General features: G+C 50.1%; 10 protein-coding genes. 7 read left to right on the top strand and 3 right to left on the bottom strand.

Annotated features, from left to right (window positions below; translation table 11 throughout):
• Positions 1 to 1,110 precede the first annotated feature (1,110 nt).
• From B5D58_RS06415 to flhC, 5 genes are all read left to right on the top strand, one after another.
• Positions 1,111 to 3,183 carry a carbon starvation CstA family protein gene (locus tag B5D58_RS06415; protein ID WP_011112883.1) on the top strand — a complete coding sequence of 691 codons (2,073 nt, stop codon included), beginning with the start codon at positions 1,111 to 1,113 and terminating at the stop codon, positions 3,181 to 3,183.
• Between the two features lie 15 nt (positions 3,184 to 3,198).
• Positions 3,199 to 3,402: a YbdD/YjiX family protein gene (locus B5D58_RS06410; protein WP_011112882.1), complete on the top strand. Its 204-nt coding sequence runs from the start codon at positions 3,199 to 3,201 to the stop codon at positions 3,400 to 3,402.
• A 563-nt stretch (positions 3,403 to 3,965) separates the two neighbouring features.
• Complete coding sequence (locus B5D58_RS06405) at positions 3,966 to 6,365, top strand: DNA internalization-related competence protein ComEC/Rec2 (protein ID WP_011112881.1); 2,400 nt, start codon at positions 3,966 to 3,968, stop codon at positions 6,363 to 6,365.
• Positions 6,366 to 6,625: 260 nt separating this feature from the next.
• On the top strand, positions 6,626 to 6,943 hold the full coding sequence (gene flhD, locus B5D58_RS06400) for a flagellar transcriptional regulator FlhD (protein WP_011112880.1): 318 nt from the start codon (positions 6,626 to 6,628) through the stop codon (positions 6,941 to 6,943).
• Positions 6,944 to 6,968: 25 nt separating this feature from the next.
• Positions 6,969 to 7,541, top strand: coding sequence for a flagellar transcriptional regulator FlhC (flhC, locus tag B5D58_RS06395; protein WP_011112879.1), 573 nt, complete (start codon positions 6,969 to 6,971; stop codon positions 7,539 to 7,541).
• A 62-nt stretch (positions 7,542 to 7,603) separates the two neighbouring features.
• Here the strand turns inward: flhC and B5D58_RS06390 are convergent, their stop codons facing one another.
• Complete coding sequence (locus tag B5D58_RS06390; RefSeq protein ID WP_041356871.1) at positions 7,604 to 7,795, bottom strand: hypothetical protein; 192 nt, start codon at positions 7,793 to 7,795, stop codon at positions 7,604 to 7,606.
• 19 nt (positions 7,796 to 7,814) lie between these two features.
• Between B5D58_RS06390 and murJ the strand changes: the two genes are divergently transcribed.
• Together murJ and B5D58_RS06380 are read left to right on the top strand one after the other, a co-directional pair.
• Positions 7,815 to 9,344: a murein biosynthesis integral membrane protein MurJ gene (gene murJ, locus B5D58_RS06385; protein ID WP_011112878.1), complete on the top strand. Its 1,530-nt coding sequence runs from the start codon at positions 7,815 to 7,817 to the stop codon at positions 9,342 to 9,344.
• A 179-nt stretch (positions 9,345 to 9,523) separates the two neighbouring features.
• The gene (locus B5D58_RS06380) at positions 9,524 to 9,751 is read left to right on the top strand and encodes a hypothetical protein (protein ID WP_074671145.1); all 228 of its coding nucleotides are present in this window, start codon (positions 9,524 to 9,526) and stop codon (positions 9,749 to 9,751) included.
• A 178-nt stretch (positions 9,752 to 9,929) separates the two neighbouring features.
• On the opposite strand, the gene bamC is transcribed toward B5D58_RS06380, so the two are convergent.
• Together bamC and dapA are read right to left on the bottom strand one after the other, a co-directional pair.
• Positions 9,930 to 11,087, bottom strand: coding sequence for an outer membrane protein assembly factor BamC (gene bamC, locus B5D58_RS06375; RefSeq protein WP_011112877.1), 1,158 nt, complete (start codon positions 11,085 to 11,087; stop codon positions 9,930 to 9,932).
• Positions 11,088 to 11,096: 9 nt separating this feature from the next.
• A complete protein-coding gene (gene dapA, locus B5D58_RS06370; RefSeq protein WP_011112876.1) occupies positions 11,097 to 11,975 on the bottom strand; it encodes a 4-hydroxy-tetrahydrodipicolinate synthase in 879 nt (292 codons plus the stop codon).
• Between the last annotated feature and the right edge of the window lie 72 nt (positions 11,976 to 12,047).

Below are 12,047 nucleotides of genomic sequence, written 5' to 3'. Positions count from 1 at the left end.
GCGGGCGCTCCCGTGTAATATCTGTCCCATAATTCCTCCTGTGTCGGTAGCAAATCATACAATACACCATCACAATGCGGGACCAAACAGGTAGTGCAGTGTGATGAACTCCTACTTCAGCCCGTAACTCCTTATCCAGCCGGGTGTAGGCCTGACTGAACACTAAACTGTTGTCTGAGCGTAGCAGAGAGGGCTTCCTGACACGTCCAAGCGTGCCATACCGGCAGATTAAGTGTAATCCCCTATTTATAATGGGTTCCAAAAGTAGAGATCGGGCTACTATGGCCGACTTCTATTTCGGAGTGACGCTTCCCCAATATGCGGCACAGATCGGTCGCTCAGCGCTGATCAGACCGGCTCGCTACTGACGGTAGTGCCTTGATGGGGCGGCGATAATAGAGGGTATACACCGAAGCACATCAAACTCTAGCAGCACAGCTGGCTGACACTTGGGATTCCTCCTTTCCTTAAGCCCTGTTGCACTCGGTTGATCAGCTTTTATTCTTGCGCAGCAAGGTATCCAGCTTTTTCGGGCGCGTGATTCCAGTATTGCCTCACCTCGCCATAGGGTTCCTGCAACTTCTTGATCTCGTGCTCGTACTGTTCGCGTACATCCTTGGGGAATAATACTGGGTCATTACAGTTGCATGGATACCTGCCAGTCTGTATCAACATATCTGCTTACCCCGCATAATTCGATGAATCGTATTGATGACATCCTGATCGGGTTAGTCTTTTAATTCATATCCCTGTGTCGATTCTTATACTCCTTAAATGCTGAATGTTGCAGCACACTTGATTTAGGTGAGAGGCTCGTTACTGATGAATCCAGTACGAAAATTTTTGAAGGTTCACCATCAACAGCGTTATCTTTAGAGGAAAAGAAAAGTTTCTTCAGTAGCAAGAAATATAAAATCAGATGTGGGAAGAGCAACATGACAGGCAAATGTTATTGTCGATACCGAAGCGGGTGGCTGGTATGTTGCGAAATATGCTGCTGGATTTGCGCGGTAAAGAAGTCAAAACTTTACATTGATTGATAGTGTTGTGAATCTGCATGTAAAGTTTTCAGAAATTTAATGAGCGTCGGGTTTTTTATCAGAGGTAGTCATGAATCAGTTAAGCAAGTGGGTAGGTTGGTCACTGTTTTCCCTGCTGGGTGCGGCAGCTTTCGGTGTCATTGCCCTCAACCGAGGTGAATCGATTAGTGCAATCTGGATTGTTATTGCGGCAGTGTGTGTGTATTTGATCGCCTTTCGTTTCTATAGTCAGTTCATTGCCAATCGGGTATTGAAGCTGGATACAACGCGTATGACTCCAGCATATAAGCACAATGATGGACTGGATCATGTTCCAACCAATAAATATGTATTGTTCGGGCATCATTTTGCTGCGATTGCCGGAGCCGGGCCACTGGTTGGGCCGATTTTGGCAGCACAAATGGGGTATTTGCCGAGTATGTTGTGGCTGCTTGCTGGAGTCGTATTCGCCGGTGCAGTGCAGGATTTCATCGTACTGTTCATATCGATGCGGCGTAATGCCCGGTCACTCGGTGATCTGATCAAATCCGAACTGGGGCATGTTCCCGGTATGATCGCATTGTTCGGTGCGTTCTTCATCATGCTGATTTTACTTGCTGTATTGTCGCTGATTGTCGTCAAGGCATTGGCTGAATCACCATGGGGGACATTCACCGTTGCGGCGACGATCCCTATCGCAATGTTCATGGGGATTTATTCGCGTTATTTCCGGCCGTGTGCAATTGCTGAGATATCGCTGATCGGATTTACGCTGCTGATTCTGTCGATCATAGCCGGCCAGTATGTTCAGGAGGACCCTGCATGGGCAGCGGTGTTCTCGGCAACCGGTGAACAACTGACCTGGGTATTGATTGGCTATGGCTTTATTGCCTCAGTATTGCCGGTATGGTTGTTGCTGGCGCCACGCGATTATCTGTCGACTTTTCTTAAAATTGGCACAATCGTTGGTTTGGCAATCGGTGTCATTATTCTTTCACCGGAATTGAAAATGCCTGCGCTGACACAATTCATTGATGGTTCAGGCCCGGTCTGGTCGGGTGATCTGTTTCCGTTCCTGTTCGTGACAGTAGCCTGTGGTGCGGTTTCCGGTTTCCATTCGTTGATCGCATCCGGCACTACACCCAAAATGATCCAGAATGAAACTGATGCACGTTTCATTGGTTACGGCGCAATGTTGATGGAATCGTTTGTCGCGATCATGGCGCTGGTTGCCGCAGCAGCACTTGAGCCCGGTATTTATTTTGCCATGAATAGTCCGGCGGCGATCATCGGCACTACGGTGGAATCGGCTGTACAAACGATTTCCCAGTGGGGGTTCCATATCACTCCGGAAATGATCACACAAACTACACAGAACGTCGGTGAACACAGCATCATCTCGCGAACGGGCGGTGCGCCAACGCTGGCGGTGGGTATGGCGCAGATTTTGTCGGGAGTGATCGGTGATACTGCGATGATGGCGTTCTGGTATCACTTTGCTATTTTATTTGAAGCATTATTTATTCTGACGGCGGTTGATGCCGGGACGCGTGCCGGGCGTTTTATGTTGCAGGATCTGCTCGGTTCATTCATTCCGGCGATGAAACGGACTGATTCGCTGACAGCAAGCCTGATAGCTACAGGTATCTGTGTATCCGGCTGGGGGTATTTCCTGTATCAGGGCGTGATCGATCCATTGGGGGGTATCAATACCCTGTGGCCGCTGTTCGGGATCGCCAACCAGATGCTCGCCGGTATCGCACTGATCCTGTGCACATGTGTGCTGTTCAGGATGAAGCTCGATCGCTTTGCCTGGATTACAGTGATTCCGGCAGTATGGGTTTGCATTTGTACACTGACTGCTGCCTGGCAAAAAATATTTCATGATAATCCGCGGATCGGTTTTCTCGCGCATGCAGAAAAATATCAGGATGCAGTGATACAAGATATTGTGCTGGCACCTGCCCGGTCGATCGGGCAAATGCAACAGGTTATATTTAATGACTATATCAACGTTACACTGACGGCATTGTTCATGGCGGTACTCATCAGCATACTGATGTTCGGTATTCGAACTATTCTGCAGGCACGTATCATCCTTCATCCGACAACTCGGGAAGCGCCGTTCGAACTGTTACCTGCTTATGCATCTATTGAGAAATAATCGGGAGGAATTGCAATGATCAATAATCAAATAAAGCACGTCTGGCAACGGTTTGCGCAAAGTTTTCGCCTGATGGTAGGTGTGCCGGAATATAGAGTTTATGTCGAGCACATGAGAAGTGCACATCCCGAACAGGCGATCATGTCGCAAGAGGAATTCTTTCGTGAGCGTCTGGAAGCACGTTATGGTAGCAAAGGCAGGCTTAATCGCTGCTGCTGATTGGCACCTCAATGACTCTGGCCTCTCCCTCGACCTGTTTCCGAATGTTCAGCCGCTGGGTGAAAGCAGGCGAACTATGCAAGATGTGAGAGATCTGGAGGAGTAAGGTGGAATCGATTTCACGGAATACTTTATCGACGGTACCTTCACGGTGATAAAAAAGAGCTCCAAAATCAGGAAGATTAAGCGAGACAAAGATACGAAGCTCATGGTTATTGCAGATGTTGCTGTCTTACACTTACCGTGCGCACAGCTTCTGCTTCGCCACATGAAGTTACCCTTGTGAAGCGACGCTTGCTGAGACCATTACGTGGGATGGCCCTGATGAATTATGGAGGATCGTACCTGCGGCAATTATCCGCTTGATCAGTAAGTTGACAGCCCAGGGAATCGAGCTGATTGCCCCGTACCGGAAGAACCGTGTCCGTTGGGCAACTCAGGATGGTCGTTCACTCGAGCGTTGCCAGCAGTACCCCATTGTCCCCATTTCCCAACCCGGCTGATTTCTGAAACATTGTATAGTCGGATCTATAGTTTCTCAGGGGATTTCTGACGGTGAATCAGTGTTAATCGGGATTTACAGTCTTGCATTTGTATTCGGCGCGCTCTGGTTGCAACAGCAGTCGGTTCTGCCGGAATTTTATTGGGCAATCGGGCTGATACCAGTAGCGTTGGGGGTGCTGGTTCTTCTTCGATTTCAGACGCGCTTTTCTATACTGGCAGGTAGAGGTCTTCTGCTTGCTGTCATGCTGGGTGCCGGTTTTTTCTGGGCAGCGTTATGGGCGCAGGTCAGGCTGGCGGATGATCTTCCTTCTGCTTGGGAAGGGCAGGATATTGCGGTGATCGGGGTGGTTACGGAAATGCCGCAACTTACCCGGCAAAGTATGCGTTTCCGGTTCGAGGTCGAGCGAGTGTTGACGCCGGATGCTGCGGTGCCAGCCCATGTTCAGCTTTCCTGGTATCGCGATGGCAGGCGTGACGAAGGAAATTTGCCTCGGATCACGGCAGGTGAACGCTGGCAGTTGACTGTCCGGTTGAAGCGTCCGCATGGCAGTGCCAATCCGCATGTTCCGGATTATGAAGCCCGGTTGTTTGAACGGAATGTGCGTGCAACAGGATATGTGCGGGCAGGGGAGAGCAACAAACGGCTCGAGGTTCAGGAGATTCATCCGGTTTATTTGTTCGAGCGCAAACGGGATGAAATTCGCAGCCAGTTTCAACATTATCTGGCGGGTTATCCGTATGCAGGGGTGCTGATTGCACTGACAGTGGGCGATCAGCAGGCTATTCCGTCGGAACAGTGGGAGACTTTTACCCGTACCGGTACCAGCCACCTCATGGCGATTTCCGGTTCGCACATTACGTTACTGGCTGGGATGGTGTTTCTGCTGGCATACCGGGCCTGGCGGTATGCTGGTCTGGCGTTGTGGCTGCCTGCCCGCAAGTTTGCGCTGGTATGCGGGTTGATTGTCGCAATCGGCTATGCGCTACTGGCCGGTTTTGCTGTACCTGTGAGGCGCGCACTGTTCATGATGGCGATCATCGTGGTGGCATTCTGGAGAAATCAGCGTGTGCGCACGTTGCCAGTGTTGGGATGGGTGTTGTTACTGGTCGTGGTGCTGGATCCGTGGTCGGTGATTGCGCCGGGTTTCTGGCTGTCTTTTGCGGCGGTTGCGCTGATTTGTCTGGTTATATCAGGCCGGATTGGTCGGCCGGGGGTGGTAGCTGGCTGGATGCGTATCCAGTGGGCGATTACGCTCGGTTTGTTTCCGCTGCTATTGATTCTGTTTCAGCAGATTTCACTGATATCGCCCATCGCCAATGCTGTGGCGATTCCAGTGATTAGTTTCATCATCGTACCGCTGGCACTGCTGGCGACTATCCCGGGGCTGGAATTCCTGTTGCTGATTGCTCATCCCGTTCTTCAGATTACGATGGGGGTGTTGCAATGGCTGGGAGAGCTTCCTTTGGCAACATGGCAGCAGCAGGCGCCGCCTTTGTGGGCTGTGATTGCGGCCACTCTCGGCGTGGTATGGTTGTTACTGCCAGGTGGGCCGGGGCTGGGTGTATCAGCGGGTTTTCCTGCACGCTGGCTGGGAATCCTGGCAGGGGTACCATTATTTCTGATTTCCCCAGAAAAACCGGCCGAGGGAGAACTCTGGCTGACAGTGCTGGATGTGGGGCAGGGGTTATCAGTGGTGGTACGTACCCGCAACCATACTTTGCTTTACGATACCGGGCCGGGGTATGGTGAAAATGACAGCGGGAAGTATGTGGTTCTGCCGTTTTTGCGAGGGGAGGGCGTACAGGCGCTCGATATGATGATTGTCTCCCATGTCGACTCGGATCATAGCGGTGGGGCATTGTCGGTACTGAAGAGAATAAAGACAGATGTACTGCTGACTTCAATTGAAGATAATCATCCGATTCGTCAGGCTGTTCCCGATAATCGCCATTGTCTTGCAGGCGATGCGTGGTGGTGGGACGGAGTTTATTTCGAAATCCTGCACCCGGTCAAACCAGATACTTTGATTCGTAAACGTAAAACCAATGAATCAAGTTGTGTACTCAAAGTGACAACCTCGCATGGCAGTGTATTGCTGCCGGGAGACATCGGTCGGGTAACGGAAGAAGATTTGTTGCAACGTTATGCTCGTGAGCTTGCGTCCAGTGTGCTGATCGTGCCGCATCATGGCAGCCGATCATCGTCATCAGAGGTATTCGTGCGACAGGTTGATCCTGATCATGCCATCTTTACAGTGGGGTATCGCAGCCGGTTCGGGCATCCGCATGCAGAAATAGTCGAACGGTATCTTGAGCACGGCAGCCGCTTGTACCGCAGTGATCATGACGGTGCAGTACTGTTACGCTTTGTCAGCGGTAATATCACAGCTGATACGTGGAGAAGGCTCAATCGCCGTTTCTGGCATGATGAATGGCCTTCAGCAGACAGGGAGGATTGAATATTTTCCCGGATTCCCAGTGTGGCAGACTTTTCACTGATATGCCCGATATATATATGTCGTATGCATCGATGTTGCAATAGCAGCTGGAAACATCCCCTTCCGGTCTGTAGGAAAAATTCCTACAAGCTTTCCAGTCAAATTCCTACTGAAGATATAGTGGTAGCCTGCTTTACGGTATCTGCTCCCGGGTTAAAAATGCACACATCATTTTTGGAGTAACCCGGTTCAATTTGTACATATCAAAAGGAGCAGTGGAAATGGGGACAAATCAGATTCTGGATGAAATCAGGGAAGTCAATCTCAGTTATTTGCTGCTGGCTCAACAAATGCTGCGTGAAGACAGGATTGCTGCCATGTACCGTTTGGGTATCGATGAGGATATAGCCGATATCCTGGTCAAACTGACCAATAGTCAGTTGCTCAAAATGGCCGGATCCAACATGTTGTTGTGCCGGTTCCGTTTTGATGACAGCCTGATTGCAGAAATACTTACCAGTCATAAACAGGATCGTGCACTGACACAATCCCACGCCGCAATACTCATGGCAGGTCTGCCTGCTGAGAAAATTTCCTGAGTTCCCGCATAAAGGAGGAAAAATCATGAAAGGGAAAAGTATTTTATCCGAAGGTAAACAGATTCAGCTTGCTACGGAACTGGTTCGTCTGGGTGCAAGACTGCAAGTGCTCGAAGCATCCACCACGCTCAGCCGGGAACGACTTGTGAAGCTGTATAAGGAAGTCAAAGGTGCTTCTCCTCCCAAAGGTATGCTTCCCTATTCGGAGGACTGGTTTACAGGATGGCAGCCTAATATGCATTCATCATTGTTCATCAATATCTACAACTACATTACCCGATACACGAAAGTGCGCGATATCGATGCGATTATCAAGAGCTATCAACTGTATCTGGAACATATCGAAGCCAATCGCCTGCAGCGTATCCTGAGCTTCACTCGTGCCTGGACGCTGGTGCGTTTCGTAGAGAGCAAAGTGTTATCCGTCACATCCTGTGTCAAATGTACCGGTAATTTTCTGGTGCACAGCCTGGATATTCAATCCAATCATGTCTGCGGACTTTGCCATGTTCCTTCACGCGCCGGTAAAACCAAACGGGTGGCACAGGAAGCCAGGGCAGCACAAGAAGCTGGAGCTGGAGAACTGTGTGTGATCTGATGTTGAATAATATCTATTCTGTTTTGTTTTCACTGATTTATTCCCGATAACAAGCACCTGGCTCATAAATGACTGCCGGGTGCTTTGCTCCAATTTCCCGGAAAACTGACAGGACGTTGTAAATATACCTCACGCACGATATCAGCAAATTCTGGTGCTTGATCCTGAAATCCAGGATAATCGGCCATAATTAACTCTTTCCGGCCGATGGGGGTCATTTCCTGAGAATCCCCAGGCTTGTCAGCATTACCCATCCCGAAAATATTCTGACAATTGAATCTGCTCAAAGCACTGGCCACTGTCAGCAGTATGACACTGGTTTCACGTATCCTTGGTTTTGTACGAGATCTGATCATTGCAAGGATATTTGGTGCAGGGGTAGCGACCGACGCCTTTTTCGTAGCATTCCGTATTCCAAACCTGTTGAGGCGCCTGTTCGCGGAAGGTGCTTTTTCCCAGGCATTCGTTCCTGTTCTGGCGGAGTATAAAAACAACCGTACGGAGGAACAGACCCGGGAGCTCATCGATCACGTGGCAACCTTACTGGGTAGCGCATTATTCATCGTTACACTGGTGGGTATCCTGGCAGCACCATTGATTATTTATATCAGCGCGCCGGGTTTTGCCGGTGTGCCGGATAAATTCGAACTGACCATCGCGCTGCTTCGAATCACTTTCCCTTATATTTTTTTCATTTCATTGGTGGCGCTTGCGGGTGGAATATTGAATACTTACAGCCATTTCTCAGTGCCTGCCCTGACTCCGGTTTTACTGAATCTCTCCTTTATCGGTTGTGCATTATGGCTGGCACCATTGATGGATCCGCCTGTTCTTGCACTGGCCTGGGCTGTATTCATTGGCGGTATGTTGCAGCTGGCTTTTCAGATACCTTTTCTATTGCGCCTGAAAAGAATGCCGCGTTTACGTTTTGGATTCCGTGACAGCGGGGCATGGCGTGTACTCAAGCTCATGGGGCCAGCAGTATTCGGAGTTTCGATCGGGCAGATCAGTCTGCTGATCAATACTATTTTTGCATCACTGCTGATCACTGGCAGTGTTTCCTGGCTGTACTATGCTGACCGGCTGATGGAATTTCCGGCAGGTATGCTGGGGGTGGCGCTGGGTACCGTAATTCTGCCGTCACTGTCACGCCACTATACGCAGAACAGTACAGAGGAATTTTCACGTCTGCTGGATTGGGGATTGCGTCTGACTTTTCTGCTGACACTGCCAGCTGCTGTAGCCCTGGCATTGTTGGCCACTCCTCTCATTACGACGCTGTTTTATTATGGTGCTTTTACCGTGGAAGACGTGTGGATGACCCGTGAAGCACTGATTGCCTACAGTGTCGGGTTGCTTGGGTTGATACTGGTGAAAGTGCTGGCACCAGGCTTTTACGCCCGGCAGAACATCAAAACTCCGGTCAAGGTTGCAATTCTGACGCTGGCGGCGACTCAACTCATGAATCTCGCATTCATAATTCCCCTGAAACATGCCGGTCTGGCACTGGCCATCAGCCTGGGCGCTTGTCTCAATGCAGGGGTACTTTACTCCAAGTTGCGTTCGCAGGGAATTTATCAACCCTTGCCTGGCTGGGGAATTTTCATATTCAAGATTCTGGTTGCATTGATCGTAATGGGTGCCGGATTGTGGCTGGCAACCGGAAATAGTGCTGAATGGTTTGTGCTGACGGCGACCGAGCGTGCGATAAAACTGGGGCTGGTAGTAATACTGGGAGGGATTGGCTATTTTGCGTGCCTGTGGATGCTGGGGTTCCGATTGCGTGATTTTGCGCGGCAATAGCCTTTCTCGATGTGCACCGACAGATTCATTCTGCATATTTATCCGATCCTGCGTCAGGAGATGTCTCAGTGTACTGGATGCTGGTTTTATTTTTCCGACGTGAATCAAATTAAGATTGCTTCCCCGAGCTTGAGCCGAGAGATATTTTTGTTATATACTGCCGGCCGCAGCAAGATTTTATGAAATTTTTTAAAGGAACTTTTATAATGAAATTTGCTTACGCAGCTGTTATCGCCACCGCATTTCTGCTGGTAGCATGTGGACGTCCGTCGCAGGCTCTTCCAGAAACTGAAAGAGAGAATTACGAGAAAATCATATCCGGTCAAAAAATTGAATGTCCGCACGGTATTGACGGAAATGGCAAGTGTTTGAAAGAAGGTGAAACTGGTATCCCGGAAGGGCACTAAACTATACAGCTTCAAAATAAAACCGCCTTTCAGGCGGTTTTTTTATTATGGATGAACCAGTCGCAGCATTGTTTGAGGAGTATAGCTCGACGTAGAAACTGGGTTGAGTTATATACAGATGAGCCGCCAGATTGCCCATATCTTCAGGGAGGCGGTATGCACGTACTGTTCTGAATACTTACTTGAGTTGTTCGCGCAACAAGTCAAGTATGCGTTGAGCAGTTTCTGAACCTTCCGCAACACCATTCGCATTGAGCACGCTGACTTCACTGTTCAACCCAACCTCGCTTATTTTGATCTGGTATTTCTCCGCTGAAGCATCCTTATTATTATCATCAGTATCACTTGACCAGAAAGCCAGCTTGGAGAGTAAACCTTTACCTTCAGCCGCTCTGCGAGTTTCTTCATCAGGGCTGATATATCGGACAAAATAGATTCCACTCGAGCGATCCCGGTCTTCTACGGTAAAGCCGATCCGGTCGAGCTCATTGCCCACCCGTCGCCATGCGCGATCAAACGGCTCCTTTATGATCAATACGCCTTTACGGGTCTTGTCCAGGAAGGCACGTTCCTCGACTGTGCTGCTGGCAGCAACTTCGGCAGTTGCACGTTCCTCATCCACACCAAAGCGTTGCATCAGGCGGCTGAGCATTTCCGCTTCCAGCTCAGGGTCGGATTTGCGTGGTTGCCAGATGGTACGATTGGTGTTGCGATCTGCCAGTACCTCGATCATGCCGCGGTGGCTGATATAAACCTCGGTTATACCAGGTTGCTCCTGTTCCAGGCGAGTGCGGAACTTATCGCGCTCAGCGGTGGAATAAAGGCCATCCAGGAAAGTTGATAGTGCGCTTCGGATAATATCCTGAGGAATCTTGGCGCGATTTTCCGCCCAGTCGGTTTCCATGATTCCCACATCAGGTGCTTCCATTTTGAGCAGAAACCCCATGTCTTGCCAGAATTCCTTGATAACAGGCCATACTGTAGCAGGTTCACGGGGTATGACCAGCCAGCGTTGTGTGCCGGATCGTTCGATATGAATTCCATCCTGTGCCGCGGTGGCAGAGAGTACGGGTGATCCTGATCGATCTCTCAATTGCCCATTACGTGCGTTGCTGTAGGTTGAGAATGTTGCACTGCCGGATGCATCTACATCCGGTACGGCAAACCGGTCGTTTGTTTCAGGGCTGGTCAGATCTGGCGGAACTTCAAGCGGCGGAAGTTTGCCAGCCGACTTGTAATCAATCTTTTTGTTTTCGGGCAACAGACTGCAACCCGGAATAAGAGCCGCAAGTATGATATTTGCAATCAGAAGCGTTGCCAGATGCTTGTTGCGCATGGTAAACCTTTAAACCGTGATGCCAGCCTGGAGCATGGCTTTTCTGATTAGTTCGTGATATTGACTGGATAAAGCTGTCAATGGCAGGCGCAGACTATCGTTGATCAATCCCATCCTTGCGACGGCCCATTTGACCGGAATCGGATTGGCTTCGACGAACAGATCAATATGCAGCCTGAACAGCCGGGTATTGATTTCCCGTGCCCGGGCCAAGTCACCGGCAAAGGCAGCGGTGCACATCTCGTGCATCAGCCGGGGTGCGACATTGGCTGTTACCGAGATAGTGCCATGACCGCCGAGTAGCAGCAGTGCCAGTGCAGTAGCATCATCTCCGCTGTAGACCGCGAAATTATCGGGCACACGCTGCAATAAATCACATCCCCGCGCAATGTTGCCAGTGGCATCTTTGATACCGACGATACCGGGAATCTGCGCCAGCCGCAACGCAGTGTCGTTGCTGATATCTACTACGGTTCGTCCCGGTACGTTGTACAGAATCATCGGGATATCGACTGCTTCGGCAATTGCTTTGAAGTGTTGGTACAACCCTTCCTGGGTGGGTTTGTTGTAATAGGGGGCTACGGATAAGCAGGCGTCTGCGCCGGCATTCTTCGAAAATACCGTCAGCTCGATTGCTTCGCGCGTCGAATTGGCGCCTGTGCCGGCAATGACCGGAATGCGTCCGGCTGCGTGGGTGACAGCCGTGCGGATCAGCAGATGGTGTTCATCGAAATCCACGGTAGGAGATTCGCCTGTGGTACCAACCACGACGATACCATCCGTTTTCTGTTCGATATGAAAGTCGATCAGGGCGCAGAATCTGTCGAGATCCAGCGCCCCGTCTTCGAGCATGGGTGTAACGATAGCTACCAGGCTACCTGTGAACATGGCATATTATCCATCTGAAAACAATGATCGTTATTCTACCCGAAACCACCTGCCTTCATCCAACTTCAGCGA

It is taken from the genome of Nitrosomonas europaea, from assembly GCF_900167395.1.
Classification (GTDB): domain Bacteria; phylum Pseudomonadota; class Gammaproteobacteria; order Burkholderiales; family Nitrosomonadaceae; genus Nitrosomonas; species Nitrosomonas europaea.
This window is presented reverse-complemented; position numbering and strand designations above follow the sequence as displayed.